Raw genomic sequence first — 15,390 nt, 5'->3', positions numbered from 1 at the left:
ACCTTCTTTAACTGATTGCTTGTTGAATCTTCTTTTCGTTATAACCAAGTAAAATTAAGAACATTAATAAATATAGTCCTAAAGGAATTAGAGCAAAATTCAAATTGATAGCTGAAATTGTTCCAGCCGACTGGGTTTGATTAGAGACATATCCAGAAATTTGTAAGGATTCAGCGGTGATCAAACCACCCAAACCAAGTCCTAAATTAACACCAAAGTCGTCAGTAGAAGCGAGTACTCCTTCAGCTTGAATTCCCATAGTGGTGCCATAACGGATCGTATCAGCAATCATTATTGAAACTAAGCCAATAATAAAGCCACCACCAATACAATTAATGAAAATACCAGTAAAAATTACTGGTAAAACTTCGGAATAAGCCCCAATCGTGATAATAATTTGACCAACAAAAGCAGTGACGATGCCAATTAGCATCGTATTTTTTTTGCCTAATTTAGTCGAGACGAAGTAGATAGCTACGACACCAATTAAAGCCGTAAAAGTGAAACTGTTGGCCAAAGAAACCATTTTTTCATCTTGGATAACGTATTTAAAGTAATAAATCGTTGTCTGATTTTTAATCGAAGTTGTTAACCAATACAAGAAAATCACTATTGAGATAACGATCCAAGGTTTATTTTGCTTCAGCATTTTCCAAACTTCAGTTAATGGTTGGTGACTGATTTCTTTGTTTGTGTAACGTTCTCGAACATGGAAGAATGTGTTGAGGATCAAAGCTAAAGAAATAGCTCCGAATAAAATGATTGTTCCTAAGAATCCTTTTTGCTGATCACCCTGACCAAATAGACTTACGAGCGGAATTGTGAAGACCGCTACGATAATCTGAACCGAACTACCACAAAATTGACGAATAACACCTAATAAAGTTGTTTCTTTTTCATTATTAGTCATCGTTGGCAAAATGGAAGTGATGGGCAGGTTAACAGCTGTATAAAAGAATCCTAGGCCTAAGTAAGTTACGTAGGCCCAAACTAATTTTCCCGTGTGGGGAAGAAAATTAGGTGTAACAAAGGTTAAAATGGCGAAAACGACATATGGAAATGAGTACCACAAAAAGAAGGGGCGACTTTTGCCCCATCTCGAATGAGTATTATCAATCATGACACCAATCAATAAACTTTCAAAAACATCAGCTGTTCGAGCCACAACAAATAAAATCGCAACTTCATTAGCCGAGAGTCCGAAAACATCAGTGTAGAAAAATAGTAAGTAAGTGGTCATCATTTGAAAAACTAAATTGTCAGCCGCATCGCTGAGTCCATAACTGATCCTTTCAGTTATAGAGGTTTTCCATTTATCCAAATTACTTAGTTAAACGACGATAAAGTTCACGTCCGACGATATCGTTTGTCCACATCCAAGCGATATGACCGAGAGCTTCAGAAATATGTTCTTCACTAGGTTGATCTGAGGGGCTTGGAACAGTCTTCATCATCGGCATGATTCCTAGATGAAAAGCGACCCAGATTGCTAAACCAAAAATAGCACCGCTACCTTTGCGAATGAAAGGTTTATATTCGGATAAAACTTCATAAATAACCGCAAATGAAGTTGAGAAACCAAAGTGCATCAAGAAACTTGCCCATGGCATTTTTTGTTCAGAATATGTATAAGTTCCACGAGTAATCTTCTTAGGAATGCCAAATTGTTCCATTAGAGTTTGGGGTGGGTTAACGGCATCACGTTCTGGAGTTCTAGGAGGCAAAACGTTTTCCCAACCTAATTTAACGAAACCAGAAATCAAACCAGCAGCCACACCAGCAGTGATAGCAGCTTTTAAATCAACTTTTTGTGCTTTATTCAAATGCATAACAAATCTCCCTCTATGATTATTTTAATTAAATTATAAATCAGAGAAAAAATGAATTCAGGTATTTAGTCTTGATAGAGGTGGATAAGTTTTATTGGGGAGAAAGATGCCGTCCTCCGCACAATCCCTGTGATGAGCTGGAACGCTGCCGGCACTATTTTGAGCTTTTTCAAGCCCGGAAAAATCTCAAAACTAGGCCTTTTTGTAGGTGCTAAAGCACCAACAAAAATTTGGCGGCTGAGTCATCACAGGGATTGTGCTCCGGACTAGATCCCAGTTTTATTTTTTATTTGTTTGCTATAAAAATAAGAAATCAATGCTAATGGAAATACCATTAATAAAGATTTTCTATATCTTTTATAACCAAACTAGAATGAGAACCATTGTACCGCACACAAAAAAATCATATTTTCATTACCGTGAATAGGATAACTATTCCTAAATAGGTAGAAGAAAATAAAACATAGAATCACCATTTAGTCTGGAGCAACAGCTCTGGGAAATGCTCAGCCGTGAAATTCTACTTAGCGCTTTAGCGCTTACGTAGAAGGCCGAGCTTGGAGACTTTTTCCGGGTCTGAAAAAGGCTTCAAGTCGTGCCCACAGCGTTCCAGCATTTCCCAGAGCTGTTGTGGAAGACGGCATATTTAAACCCCTTTCATACTTTCTTCACATATTGTTATTAATTAATTCGTAATTTGGATATCAGATATTCATAAATTACCGTTATTATTTAAGCATAGTCAAATAACAAAGAGGTGACCGGATGAACAAATAACCCTTCCGTTTTAATTAATGAAATAAAAATTATTGAAAACAAATACATGAATAGAAATAAACCCCTTAAAATATATTTAACCCTTAAACTTAATTAATATATCTCCCCCCTTAATAGATATATAAAATTGACGTAAATTTTTGAAAGAAGTGACCCGATGAAATTGGAGAAAATGCATTTCTAAATAATCACTTAATGAGATAGAACAAACCCTTATATAAAACCCTATTTTTTAAAAGTTTAATCCCCTTAAACATAAATAAAACTTTATCTCCCCCCTAAAGATAAAAGTTTAAAAATAAAGACAACCAAATTCCTCCCCTGAATTTGGTTGTCTTTTTATGGTTGATAAGTGTAGGGGATGTGTGCGACTTGTGGCACTTGATCCCAAGGTACAGGATAGCCAGCTCCGTGAGCACAAAAAACTGAATCCGGTGTGTTTTCTAAGTCGGAAACTGGTTGATAATCTCTTTCTTCGATAATTTCTTCGGCGTTATGACAAGGTTGATAACCTAAAACGACACATTCCAGATGACCTTGACCATGTGTGTAGGCAGTCACTTCTTTAGAGTAACCTTGCATCGTAGCGACAGGGGCAGTCCCTGTTAAAACGGAAACTTCGGGATTTAAAGTATTAGGTTCATCGAAAGTTCCGTGCATTTTCTGAATGTCATTTAAAGCCCGGCCAACATTTGCAGTATCAACTTCTAGTCGGAACTGGTACCACGGTTCTAGTAATTGACAGGCGTTTTTTTGTTTGAGCATCATCAAGCCCTGTCTAACAGCTCGCCAAGTTGCTTGTTTAAAATCGCCTCCGACCGAGTGAACATTGCTAGCTCGACCGTTGATCAGAGTGATCTTCATATTAGTTATGGGAGCACCGATTAAGACTCCTAAATGCTCTTTAGCTTTCAAATTTGAGAGCACTTGATGTTGCCAGTTGCTAGCTAAAATATCCAAATTGCAATCGCTGGCAAAACTCAATTCATCGGCAGGTTCCATCAATAAATGAACTTCAGCATAGTGGCGCAAAGGCTCGAAATGTCCGACACCTTCGATTTTGTCGGTAATAGTTTCTTTGTAAAGAATACTACCTTGGTCAAAGCCGATATCCAAATCATAGCGATCACGCATCAGTTGTTGCAAAATTTCGAGTTGAACTTCGCCCATGATCTGAACGCGGATCTCTTGTAATTGACTAGACCAAGTAACGTGAAGCTCTGGGTCTTCATCTTCTAATTGGCGCAGGGCAGTCAAACAAGTGTGTAAGTCGTTATCTTTAGGGTCGACGGTGTAATTCAAAACTGGTTGGATCAAGGGACTCTTTTCGTCGGTCTGTTTGCCCAGACCAAGTCCTTGATAAGATTTATCTAAACCGGTAATAGCACAAACTTGTCCAGCAGGAACTTCTTGGACCATGTCGAATTTAGCTCCATTATAAATTCGTAATTGATTAGCTTTTTGATCTTGATACAAGACAGATTTATTATGTAAAGTTCCACCAGTAACCTTGACCCAAGTTAGACGTTCACTTTTTTCATCGTGAGAAATTTTGAAAACTTTGGCCGCAAAATCAGTTTGGTAACTTGGTTCTACAGTCCATTTTTCCAAACCACTCAAAAATTCAGTTATTCCAGTTAACTTTAAGGCAGAGCCGAAGAAACAAGGAAAAATCTGACGTTTTTGGATCATTGTTTGAATAGTAGAATCAGCTAATTGACCAGTTTCTAAAAATTGATTCAAAACTTCGTCATCTTGAACAGCAATTTCTTCTAAGGTATCTTCTGATAAAGTCTCTGAAAAATTAATACAGCTATCAGTCAGATTTTCTTTAAGATCAGTTAACACCTTGTCAGTTTCGACCCCAAGCGCATCGATTTTGTTAACAAAAATAAAAGTCGGAATCTGATAGTGTTTTAACAAGTTCCAAAGGGTCCTAGTATAGCCAGAAACGCCGTCTGTGGCCGAAACAACTAAGATAGCATAATCTAAAACACTTAAAACTTGTTCAGTTTGAGCGGCAAAATCAACGTGTCCTGGAGTATCCAACAAAGTTAAGCTTAGATCGTCGAACGTTAAATTAGCTTGATGGGAGAAAATCGTGATACCACGTTTTTTCTCTAAATCATCAGGATCTAAAAAAGCATCACCCTTGTCGACACGACCAAGTTTTTTTAATTGACCACTGTGATAAAGCAGTGCCTCAGAAAGAGTAGTTTTTCCAGCATCAACGTGAGCAGTGATACCAGCAACGATATGTTTCATAATTTTTCTCCCTTCACTAATAGGTCTTATTGATGTTTTATAAATTGATTAGAAGAAGCATTACAGTAATATTATTGTTAATACAACTATTATTTCTAAATTAAACGAAATAAGAAATAGAATTAGGATTTAGTCTGGAGCACAAGCCCTGTGATGACTCAGCCGCCAAATTATCCTTAGTGCTTTAGCGCTTAGGATAAGGCCAAGCTTTGAGATTTTGCGTACTTTGCAAAAGCTCAAAGTTGCGCCGGCAGCGTTCCAGCTCATCACAGGGCTTGTGCGGAAGACGGCACTTTACACTATTAGTTAATATTCTATACTTAAAGCCGCCGTCATCAAAATTTCTTCATAATTAATTACTATTTATTTCGCAATTTACTAACCGTATATTCATAAATTCCCGCTATTATTTAAGCATAGTCAAATAACAAAGAGGTGAAAGCTTCAAGACTATAAATCTCCAAGAAATAAATAATCATTTAAAATTTAATTAATAAAATTAGATAAAAAATATATCCTCCCCAGATATACATCAATTTAAAACTAAAGGAAGTAAAAATTATGAAAAATAATATGACAAAAAGAGCTCGCCAAGCGGCAAGCTCTCTTCTTATGGGATTAATTTTTAATTTTTGCGGCCTGTTCATCATTACAGTAGAGGAAATGTCCAGGTAAGACTTCTTGTAGTCTTTGGTCATCCAAGAAAGGACGTTTATGGTCAAAGTCGATTCTTGTTCTTGTCTTCTCAACTTCAGGGTCTGGAACTGGGATAGCAGACAAGAGGCTCTTTGTGTATGCATGAAGCGGGTTGTTGTAAATCTCATCTGAATCGGCCAATTCAACGATTTTACCACGGTACATAACGGCGATACGGTCGGAAATATACTTAACCATGGAAAGATCATGGGCGATAAAGAGATAAGTTAGACCTTTTTTCTTTTGGATATCTTGCATCAAATTAACAACTTGGGCTTGAATGGAAACATCCAAAGCGGAAATAGGTTCATCGGCGATAATGAATTGAGGATCAACAGCTAAAGCTCTAGCGATACCGATACGTTGTCTTTGTCCACCTGAGAATTCATATGGGTAACGAGTCATATGTTCTGGGTTCAGATTGACCATATCGAGCAATTCGCGAACGCGCTTGTCACGTTCTTCTTCACTGTTGACAAGATGATGAACATCAAGTCCCTCAGCGATAATATCTTTAACTTTCATTCTAGGGTTCAATGAAGCATATGGATCTTGAAAAATCATTTGCATCTCACGACGGAATTCCTTCATCTTAGGGCCATGATTTTTAATAGTACTGATATCTTGTCCATTGAAGTAGATATGTCCGTCAGTTGGATTATAAAGTCTGATGATCGAACGTCCAGTAGTACTCTTACCAGAACCAGATTCACCTACTAAACCGAATGTTTCACCTTTATAAATGTCAAAAGATACATCATCAACAGCCTTAACCATGTTAGGTTTGCCAATGTTAAAATACTGTTTTAAATTTTTTACAGATACGATTACTTCTCTTTGATCAGTCATTTTCCACATCGCCTCCTAACTTCTTAAATTTTTCATAACGTTTCAAAATGCTTGCTGGTGGGGTAACTTTTGGTGCGTTGGGGTGAAGTAGCCAAGTTGCGGCGTAATGATGTTTGGAAACCTTGAAGAAAGGAGGTTGCTCTTCTTCATCAATTTCCATTGCATAAGCGTTTCTTGGTGCAAATGCATCACCCTTAGGTGGATTCAAAAGGTTTGGTGGCGTACCAGGAATTGAATTCAAACGGTCAGATTCACTAGTATCCAAAGTAGGCATTGAATCTAACAAGCCCCAAGTATATGGATGTTGAGGGTTGTAGAAGACATCGTCAACTGAACCATATTCAACGAGACGACCAGCATACATAACAGCCACTCGATCAGCAATACCAGCTACGACACCTAAGTCGTGGGTGATAAAGATGATAGAAGTACCAATTTTTTGTTGTAATTCTTTTAATAGATCAATAATCTGAGCTTGAACAGTAACGTCAAGAGCAGTTGTTGGTTCATCGGCAATTAGAATTTCTGGGTAATTAACGATGGCAATAGCGATAACGATACGTTGTCTTTGACCACCTGAGAATTGGTGAGGATAGTCATTCATACGAGCTTTAGGATTAGGAATACCAACTAGACGAAGAACCTCTTCAGCACGTTTTAAAGCATCCTTTTTAGAAACGTTGTTGTGAATCAAAAGTGGTTCGGCAACTTGTTTTCCAATTGTCATAGTAGGGTCAAGTGAAGTCATGGGGTCTTGGAAGATCATGGAAATTTTATTTCCACGAAGTTTGTCCATTTCCTTATCACTTCTTTGAAGAAGGTCATCTCCATGATAGAGGACTTCTCCTTGTGAGATTGTTCCATTCTTAGCTAATAACTGTAAGATGGAACGAACTGTGATGGATTTACCAGAACCAGATTCACCAACGATAGCTAAGGTTTCACCGGCGTTTAAGTGAAAATCAACACCACGGATAGCATGAACGACACCGTTATAGGTATCAAAATCGACATGCAGATTTTTAACTTCTAAAATTTTATCCATTTCGATTTCTCCTTAGTTAGTTTTCTGATGATTGTGGATCAAAGGCATCACGTAAGCCATCACCTAGAAGGTTAGTAGCAATCATGATAATACTCAAGATAATAGCCGGAGCCCACATTTGATATGGTAAGAATCTAAAAGCTTTTTGACCATCTGATAGAAGTGTACCTAGAGAAGCATTAGGTGCCGGAATACCGATACCAATGAAACTTAGGAAGGCTTCAAAGAAGATGGCATTTGGAATTGTAAACATTGTTTGAATAATAATTGTTGATGAAAGGTTAGGAATCAAATGTTTTGTCGCAATTTTCATTGACGGTTCACCAAGAGTTCTTGCGGCTAAAATATATTCTTGTTCTTTCAATTGGAAAGTTTGCGCCCGGACTAGACGAGCCATAGTGACCCAACCAGTGATTGCCAGAGCAATAACGATTGATGTTAGACCAGGTTTTAAAACAATCATCATCAAGATAACCACGATCAAGTTAGGGATTGAAGAAACGATTTCAACGATACGTTGCATGAATGTATCAGTTTTGCCGCCTTTCCAACCAGAAACGATACCATAAGGTACCCCGATAAGAAGATCAACTAATGTAGCTAAGATAGCAACGACTAATGAAAGTCTTGTACCATAAATGATTCTTGAGAGAAGGTCACGTCCAAGATAGTCAGTACCTAGAATGTAGAAAGCACCCTTAGGAGCACCGGCTTGCTTGTAAGCATCGACCATTTTACCACCCATGTTTTGGTAACCGTTCATACCAGGGATGTTTAAATTACCAAGTTTAGGGGGCAAGTTGGATAGTGTAACTTGTTGAGCATTAGGATTATGTGGTGCGATAACTGGGGCCAAAATTGCCACAACTACGATAATTGAAAGAAGTGACAAACAAACGACCGCAACTTTATTTTTGAATAAACGACGACGAACATCTTGCATGTAAGTTAATGACGGTGTACCAATTTTTTCTTGATCGGCGTTATTTTCGTCATGGATTAATTTAAATTTGTCCTTAGGAATTTGAGGAATCTGTTCCATTATTCTTTACCTCCGTTTCCTAGTCTAATTCTTGGATCGATTAGTCCGTAAAGGATATCGACGATCAAGTAAACTATGATTAATAAGAATGAATAGAAGATTGTTAGACCCATAATTGTTGGGTAATCATTAGTAGTAATTGATTTAACGAACTGTTCACCGATACCAGGGATGGAGAAGATATTTTCAACAACCATGGAACCAGTCATAACTGAAACAGCCATTGGTCCGATAATAGTAACAACTGGGATCAATGAGTTACGAAGAGCATGTTTTGTAACAACTTTCCAGTTTGAATTACCTTTTGATTTAGCGAGTTCGATGTAATCACTACTTAAAACATCGACCATTTCGGTTCTCATAAATCTGGCAACAGTACCAAGAGGTAGAGCTGATAAAGCTAATGTTGGTAGAACACTTGATTGGAAGTTATCCCACAAAGCAACTGGGTAGATTTTCCATTTATAAGCTAAGTAGAACTGTAAGAGAACAGCTAGAACGAAAGATGGAATTGATAGACCTAGAATTGAGATGAAAGTTGCAAGTGTATCAACCCATGTATTTTTACGAATAGCAGCGATAGCACCAAGTAAGATACCACCGATAGTACCAACGACCATTGCTTGAGCACCAATTTGCATTGATGGCACGATTCTTTGGCCGATTAAAGCAGTAACAGGTTCGTTGTTAAATTGGAAAGAAGTACCAAGATTTCCTTGTAACAACCCACCAAGATAACGAACGTATTGAACAAATACCGATTGATCCAATCCATATTGAGCCTTAACGATCTTCAGTTGTTCTGCCGACATTCGGTTTTGATTAGAAAACGGAGTACCAGGCAGCATCTTCATCATGAAGAATGTTATTGTCGCAATAATGAAAAGGGTCAAGAATAAATAAAGAATTCTTCTGAGAATATATTTAGTCATTATTTAATCTCCCTCAACATGATTATTTTTTGTAAGCTGTAACTAGATTATAACTACCATTTGGTGTGATCTTGTAGCCGTGAACATTGCTTCTAGTCAAGTTAGCTTGGTTAGCTTGATACAACGGAATTGCCCCTTGTTCATCAGTTAAGATCTTTGTAGCTTGTAAGAGATCTTGCCATCTAGCATCTTCATCTGTTGCATCAGTAGTCTTAGATTTGTTAATCAAGGCATCGTATTCAGCATTTGAGTACTTACCATTGTTTTGAACGTTGTTTGTTGTAAAGATATCCAAGAATGTAACAGGATCTGGATAATCGGCGTTCCAACCAGTAACAACCATGTCGAAGTTACCAGAACTTGATTTATCTAGACGAGACTTAAATGGAACATTTGATAGTGTGATTTTAAGTCCAGGCAAATTCTTTTGTAATTGTCCTTGGAGGTATTCGTTTTGTTTCTTAGAACCATCAGTATCATCACCTAAGAGAGTGAATTCGAGGTTCTTTTGACCAGTTTCTTTGATACCTTCCTTCCAAAGCTTAGTTGCTTCTTTAGGATTATATTCAGTGTATTGATTTGAATCTTGAAGAGTCTTTTCTTTTGTGAAATCAACATTTGTTTCTGGGTTGTAAGACATTCCTACTGGCACAAGAGTATGTTCGATACTACCAGTATTACCTAAAACATTTTCCGTTAATTGTTTACGGTTGATAGCCATAGAAATGGCACGTCTGATCTTAGTATTTCTGAAGAACTTGTATTTCTTCTGGTTAAGCTCGATATAGAAGTTACCAGTCTGCTTATCCATTGAGAAAGTCTTATAGTTGGAAACTTGACGAGCAGTGTCACCCGGCAATTTTTCATAACGATTGATACGGTTTGCATCATAGAGGTTTAAACCAGTATTAGCATCCTTAACCACGTAGTACTCTAATTTCTTTAATTTAACTTCTTTAGCATTCCAGTACTTGTCGTTTTTAACTTCAGTCCAACTATTTTTAGAAACATTCCAATTAGTTAGTTTAAAAGGTCCGTTGAAGACCATACCTTTACTACTCAAACCATATTTCTTACCAGCTTTTTCAACTGATGGTTTGTATTGTGGGTAGAAAGTAGAACTGGCCATCAAAGTGTTGAAATAAGGGATGGCATTTTCCAAAGTAACTTGGAGCGTATAATCATCCAAGGCTTTGATACCCAAGGTATTTACTGGCTTCTTACCGGCATTGATCGCATCAGCGTTCTTAATTCCAGTATAGATGTATGCGTATTGAGAAGCAGTTTTAGGATCAACTGTTCTTCTCCAAGCGTAAACAAAGTCTTGAGCAGTCACAGGTTTACCATTTGACCACTGAGTGTGTTTTAGATTGAAAGTATAAGTTTTACCGTTATTAGTTGGTTTAACGACCTTCTTAGCGATAGCTGGCTTAAGTGTTTTGCCATCGTAACGATAAAGTCCCTCCATCGTATTTGTTAAATTTTGAGCACCGATCGTATCAGTGTTCATGGATGAATCCATTGTCGCAATAACATCTCCGGAGTTAATTGCAAGTGTATCTTTACTATCTTTTTCTGTAGCGGATCCACAACCGCTAAGAACTAAAGCGAATAGAAATATCGGTAACAATGCAAGTAAATACTTCTTAGATTTCATTGTTTAACCTCCCTAAAATAATTTTCTTAGAATGCCCTAATGAACATTAAAATAGAATTGCCCTTAATTAGAAAAATTCTAATTGTTGATAAAATAATAATACATTTTGTCTAAAATTGCAAAGAAAAAAAGAGCTATCTATCAAATAGATAACTCTGTTTCGACGTATTTATTAAATTTTTCTAATTCTTCGGGGCTCAAGTTGGCAACGATCAAAGAACCGTCATTAGTGAACTCTTTAGTGATTATTTGGGAATTTCTCATTATTTCTTCAGCAATTTTTTGATCACTGTAAGGAATTAAGAGAGTAGTTTTTTTATAATTAGAAAATATTTTTTGCTTGATAACTTTAATTAAGGTTTCAATCGATTTTTTATCTAGCGCCGAGTAGTAGACGTTGTCACCCTCGATCGTTGGAAATTGTTGACCAGCTTTTAGATCGGCTTTATTGAAAGCATAAATCATCGGTTTGCCGACAATCCCAATTTCTTTGAGGGTTTTCTCAGTTACTTCCAACATATTTTTCCAATGCTCGTCAGAAACGTCGATTACTTGAATCAAAACGTCAGCGTCTTGAGCTTCTTTTAAAGTCGTCTTGAATGATTCAACTAGATTGTGTGGCAACTTGCTGACAAAGCCAACTGTATCGGATAAGAGGAAACTAGTATTGTCCTCCAAGTCGATTCGGCGAACACTCGTATCCAAAGTAGCAAAAAGCATATTTTTCTCGAAAACTTTCCGATCTTGGGAGTCTTCTTTGTTAAAATTCAATAGTCCGTTCATCGTCGTCGACTTACCAGCATTAGTGTAACCAACTAAAGAAACCAATGGCAAAGTAGTGTTGGTTCTTCTACGACTTTGAACGTCGACTGTCTTATCGACCGTTTTAAGTTCGTTACGCAAAGCGGTGATTCTTTTTCTAATAACACGACGATCAAGTTCGAGTTTAGATTCACCGGCACCACGGTTAGCTAATCCGCCAGAAGCAGATTGTTGATCCAAAGGATTACCAGATGGGTGAATTCTAGGTAGCTGATATTGAAGTTTTGCAATTTCAACTTGTAATTTGGCTTGTTTGGTTTGAGCTCTAGTAGAGAAGACTTGTAAAATAAGTTCAGTTCGGTCCATGAAACTCAATTTAGTTTCTTTTTCCAAGTTTCTAATTTGTGAAGGCGTCAATTCGTCATTTAAAACGACGATCGAAACATCATCAGCATTGGCAATTTCTTTGATCTCGGTAACTTTACCAGAACCAAAGTAAGTGGCACCATTGACGGTATCAGCTTTTTGCTTGATAACATCAGCTACTTCCATATTATTAGCTTCAACTAGTGAGGCAAGTTCTTCCATTGTATATTCGAAGTCAGGTTGTAAGTGGCTAACTCCGGCAACGATCACGCGAGTTTTTTCAAATGTATTTTTAGATTCAGTCATAAATCCTCCTGGTGGCACTATTTACCCCAGGGATAATAATGCCTTTTTATTATTGATGTGCAATGATATTCTTTAATTTTGTGCTCATGATTTAATACCATCCTTTCGGTAAACTGTCTAAATAATACCATGGAAGTTGGCCAAACGCTATATAATAGGTAGAAAACGATTACCAAATCATTTTTTTATTGAAGAATCGTACCTATTAACTAAACCGCATTTGTTTAAATAAGTTATACTATTAAATATACGCCATTCAGTAGAGGGTAAATAAAATTATTGGTGGGTGAGAAAATGGATCATTCTAAACAGAAGTTGTTACTTACCTTATTGATTGAATTTGGTAATTCATTCTCTAAGCAGATCAATGAATCAGCAATTAATCAGGAAATGGAACGCTACATTAGAAAAACTGTTCATGATTTTATTGAGAGACAATATCGAGGGTCAGTTTTTGATAAGGAATTTAAGAAGTTAGTTGAAACAATTAATGAAGCAAAAGATAAGCAAAATTTAGTTTTCAATTATCATACGAATCGAGTTTGGACTGAGATTTCAGAGTTATCAGTCAAAACGACTAGTTTTACGAATGCTTATTCGATTATTGATATTTTGGGGAAGAATAAGGATGCTTTTTTCTAGGCTCTATTTTTATTTTGGTTAAGTATGCCGTCCTCCATAGCAAAGCCGATTTTGGCTGGAACGCTGCCGGCGCAACTTTGAGCTTTTTCAAGTTCGGAAAAATCTCAAAGATTGGCCTTTTTGTAGGTGCTAAAGCACCAACAAAAATTTGGCGGCTGAGCCAAATCGGCTTTGCTATTCCGGACTGAATTTCACACTTATTGGTTATTTGTGTTCCGTTCGTTTAGGAATACCAATTCTATTCTGAGTTAGAACTTGTATCTTAATAGGCTATTGTGTCTTGTACGTCAAAGTAAGAACTAATGAATAAAGAAAGAGGATATTACTATATTGCAGAATCTTGCAGTATTAGTAATATCCTCTATTTTTTTAGTTTATTAATTAAATCAATTAAAATATTTAAGCGCTATAACGCATCCAGACTATAAAACAGTTCAATGATTATTATGAATAGATTTGTATCCATTTCAGAATTCACAAAAACAATCGCAAAGAACTGAAATCTAGTCTGGAGTAACAGCTCTGGGAAATGCTCAGCCGTGAAATTTTGGTTAGTGCTTTAGCACTTACCAAAAGGCCAATCTTGGAGACAATTTTCGAACTTAAAAATTGGCTTCAAGTTGCGCCCACAGCGTTCCAGCGTTTCCCAGAGCTGTTGCGGAAGACGGCATCCAATTATCATCCAACCAATAGAACTAACAATTTATTGCCAGACACCAACCGTTATATTACCGTTACATCAAAAACTTAATCTAACATTGTTGTTGCCATGTGAATAATTGTTGATTTTGACGTCTGAATCGAGACCGTCGAGGAACTGATTTAGTTTCTTGATGGTTTCTTTTTTGTTATAGATAATATCTCTTGAAATATCCAACTTGATCTTTTGACCATCTTTTAATGTGACACTTAAACTAACTTGGTTGTTGGTCATTGAGATTGCACCTGAAAACATTCCTAAACCAGCGTTGTAAATTAAGGCAAACGGCATTTGTTTTAAGTCAAAATTGCCGTTGATTGCAACGGATTGGATATCTTTTTTCGAGAAAGTTTTTAGGTTTAAAAATGTTGGGAAAATCAACATTAATAAACGGTTACTAGCGTTATCGTTATCACGATAATTGATGGTATCCTGATTTACTTCCCAATAATTGAATAATGTTCTGGATGTTCCCCAATAATATCCTAAAAGTATCAGTAAAAAGAAGAAAACTCCTGTGATGAAACCGATACTGGGGTTGGTCAGCTCATTGGCAAACATTCCGAATGCCACTCCAAACCCTAAACTGATGATCAGTGGTCTAAAAGTAATTCTTTTCCCAAATTTTAACATAATAAACATTCCCTTCAATTTTACTTGAAACGGTCTGAATCTATAGCTAAAAATTCATTTTCTATACTTTAAATATACACCTATATTGTAATACAAAATAAATAATATCCTAAATGAGGGGATAATTATTCACGAATGAAAATTAAAGTGTTTTTTGAAGCAATGCCCTTAGTTTTCGTGATTTCCCGATGGAAAATTTTTGTTTTGTGCCATTGATAAATTCAATTTCTCGAGTTGAAAAATCAACTTGATGAATATTTTGCGGATTAATTAAACAAGAACGACTGATTTTAAAGAAAAAGTCGTGTTTTTCTTCAATTTCACTTAATTTTCCATAAAAATCGTAAACTCCATTAACTGTATAAGCTTCAAGGTGATGTGGCACATCAGAAGTTTTGATGAGTACTACTTCGGATTTATCCAGATTATACACTTGTGAACCGACAGTAAAAGAAAAATTTTGTTTTTGTACAGTTAAAGTTTCATCAGTCAGTTGCTTAGAATAGGAAAGAGCATCAAATATTTCTTGGCGGAAATCGTCGAGTGTTTGATCTTTTTCAATAAAATCAATTGCCGCAACCTTTTTCTTTAAAGTAAGAGGAGCTAATTCGTCGTGAGTCGTTACGAAAATAATTTTGGCTTGGACGTCATGTTGACGAATAATTTGAGCTAAACGAATTCCATCGATATCAGCTTTGAGATCAATATCTAAAAAGTAAATGCCATTTTTAGATTTAGCGGTATCTAAGTAAGTGATCACTTCTTCTGGAGTGGTGGCAGCTAATTCGATTTTGAAAATTTTCTCGTGAAATAATAAATAGTCACTAATTAATTTTTTTAGACCAGCAAGTTGGGTAGAATCGTCTTCACAAATAATGATGGGATACAT

Annotated in this window: 12 protein-coding genes; 1 reads left to right on the top strand and 11 read right to left on the bottom strand. The window is 36.5% G+C overall.

Going from position 1 to position 15,390, the window contains the following annotated elements; all coding sequences use genetic code 11:
• Window positions 1–7 precede the first annotated feature (7 nt).
• From U8521_RS12350 to hflX, 9 genes are all read right to left on the bottom strand, one after another.
• Window positions 8–1,321, bottom strand: a complete 1,314-nt coding sequence (locus U8521_RS12350; RefSeq protein WP_334352888.1) for an MFS transporter — start codon at window positions 1,319–1,321, stop codon at window positions 8–10.
• 1 nt (window position 1,322) lies between these two features.
• Window positions 1,323–1,829 carry a YagU family protein gene (locus U8521_RS12345; protein ID WP_334333536.1) on the bottom strand — a complete coding sequence of 169 codons (507 nt, stop codon included), beginning with the start codon at window positions 1,827–1,829 and terminating at the stop codon, window positions 1,323–1,325.
• A gap of 1,116 nt (window positions 1,830–2,945) precedes the next feature.
• Window positions 2,946–4,871, bottom strand: coding sequence for a GTP-binding protein (locus U8521_RS12340; RefSeq protein WP_334352887.1), 1,926 nt, complete (start codon window positions 4,869–4,871; stop codon window positions 2,946–2,948).
• Window positions 4,872–5,489: 618 nt separating this feature from the next.
• Window positions 5,490–6,416 (bottom strand): ABC transporter ATP-binding protein, encoded by a 927-nt coding sequence (locus tag U8521_RS12335; RefSeq protein WP_334333534.1) that lies wholly within the window; start codon window positions 6,414–6,416, stop codon window positions 5,490–5,492.
• A complete protein-coding gene (locus U8521_RS12330; protein WP_334333533.1) occupies window positions 6,409–7,461 on the bottom strand; it encodes an ABC transporter ATP-binding protein in 1,053 nt (350 codons plus the stop codon). The genes U8521_RS12335 and U8521_RS12330 overlap by 8 nt, the downstream gene beginning before the upstream one ends.
• Before the next feature lie 16 nt (window positions 7,462–7,477).
• Complete coding sequence (locus tag U8521_RS12325; RefSeq protein ID WP_334333532.1) at window positions 7,478–8,503, bottom strand: ABC transporter permease; 1,026 nt, start codon at window positions 8,501–8,503, stop codon at window positions 7,478–7,480.
• Window positions 8,503–9,435: an oligopeptide ABC transporter permease gene (opp3b, locus tag U8521_RS12320; protein ID WP_334352886.1), complete on the bottom strand. Its 933-nt coding sequence runs from the start codon at window positions 9,433–9,435 to the stop codon at window positions 8,503–8,505. Before opp3b ends, U8521_RS12325 begins: the two co-directional genes overlap by 1 nt.
• A 22-nt stretch (window positions 9,436–9,457) precedes the next feature.
• Window positions 9,458–11,092 carry a peptide ABC transporter substrate-binding protein gene (locus U8521_RS12315; protein WP_334333530.1) on the bottom strand — a complete coding sequence of 545 codons (1,635 nt, stop codon included), beginning with the start codon at window positions 11,090–11,092 and terminating at the stop codon, window positions 9,458–9,460.
• Window positions 11,093–11,233: 141 nt separating this feature from the next.
• Window positions 11,234–12,526, bottom strand: a complete 1,293-nt coding sequence (gene hflX / locus U8521_RS12310) for a GTPase HflX (RefSeq protein WP_334352885.1) — start codon at window positions 12,524–12,526, stop codon at window positions 11,234–11,236.
• 294 nt (window positions 12,527–12,820) lie between these two features.
• Here hflX and U8521_RS12305 point away from each other — a divergent pair, with 294 nt between their 5' ends.
• The gene (locus tag U8521_RS12305) at window positions 12,821–13,168 is read left to right on the top strand and encodes a hypothetical protein (RefSeq protein WP_334333528.1); all 348 of its coding nucleotides are present in this window, start codon (window positions 12,821–12,823) and stop codon (window positions 13,166–13,168) included.
• Between the two features lie 739 nt (window positions 13,169–13,907).
• On the opposite strand, the gene U8521_RS12300 is transcribed toward U8521_RS12305, so the two are convergent.
• Complete coding sequence (locus U8521_RS12300; RefSeq protein WP_334333527.1) at window positions 13,908–14,501, bottom strand: hypothetical protein; 594 nt, start codon at window positions 14,499–14,501, stop codon at window positions 13,908–13,910.
• A 142-nt stretch (window positions 14,502–14,643) separates the two neighbouring features.
• On the bottom strand, window positions 14,644–15,390 hold the full coding sequence (locus tag U8521_RS12295) for a LytR/AlgR family response regulator transcription factor (RefSeq protein WP_334352884.1): 747 nt from the start codon (window positions 15,388–15,390) through the stop codon (window positions 14,644–14,646).

This window comes from Companilactobacillus miaonis (assembly GCF_036913615.1).
Taxonomy (GTDB): domain Bacteria; phylum Bacillota; class Bacilli; order Lactobacillales; family Lactobacillaceae; genus Companilactobacillus.
Note: the sequence above shows the minus strand (reverse complement) of the source record. Positions and strands in the feature narration are given on the sequence as shown.

What these genes read in the sequence shown, in the direction of transcription:
- U8521_RS12345 (WP_334333536.1), bottom strand. Translation starts at nt 1,829, where the DNA reads ATGCATTTGAATAAAGCACAAAAAGTTGATTTAAAAGCTGCTATCACT.
- U8521_RS12340 (WP_334352887.1), bottom strand. Translation starts at nt 4,871, where the DNA reads ATGAAACATATCGTTGCTGGTATCACTGCTCACGTTGATGCTGGAAAA.
- U8521_RS12335 (WP_334333534.1), bottom strand. Translation starts at nt 6,416, where the DNA reads ATGACTGATCAAAGAGAAGTAATCGTATCTGTAAAAAATTTAAAACAG.
- U8521_RS12330 (WP_334333533.1), bottom strand. Translation starts at nt 7,461, where the DNA reads ATGGATAAAATTTTAGAAGTTAAAAATCTGCATGTCGATTTTGATACC.
- U8521_RS12325 (WP_334333532.1), bottom strand. Translation starts at nt 8,503, where the DNA reads ATGGAACAGATTCCTCAAATTCCTAAGGACAAATTTAAATTAATCCAT.
- opp3b (WP_334352886.1), bottom strand. Translation starts at nt 9,435, where the DNA reads ATGACTAAATATATTCTCAGAAGAATTCTTTATTTATTCTTGACCCTT.
- U8521_RS12315 (WP_334333530.1), bottom strand. Translation starts at nt 11,092, where the DNA reads ATGAAATCTAAGAAGTATTTACTTGCATTGTTACCGATATTTCTATTC.
- hflX (WP_334352885.1), bottom strand. Translation starts at nt 12,526, where the DNA reads ATGACTGAATCTAAAAATACATTTGAAAAAACTCGCGTGATCGTTGCC.
- U8521_RS12305 (WP_334333528.1), top strand. Translation starts at nt 12,821, where the DNA reads ATGGATCATTCTAAACAGAAGTTGTTACTTACCTTATTGATTGAATTT.
- U8521_RS12300 (WP_334333527.1), bottom strand. Translation starts at nt 14,501, where the DNA reads ATGTTAAAATTTGGGAAAAGAATTACTTTTAGACCACTGATCATCAGT.
- U8521_RS12295 (WP_334352884.1), bottom strand. Translation starts at nt 15,390, where the DNA reads ATGTATCCCATCATTATTTGTGAAGACGATTCTACCCAACTTGCTGGT.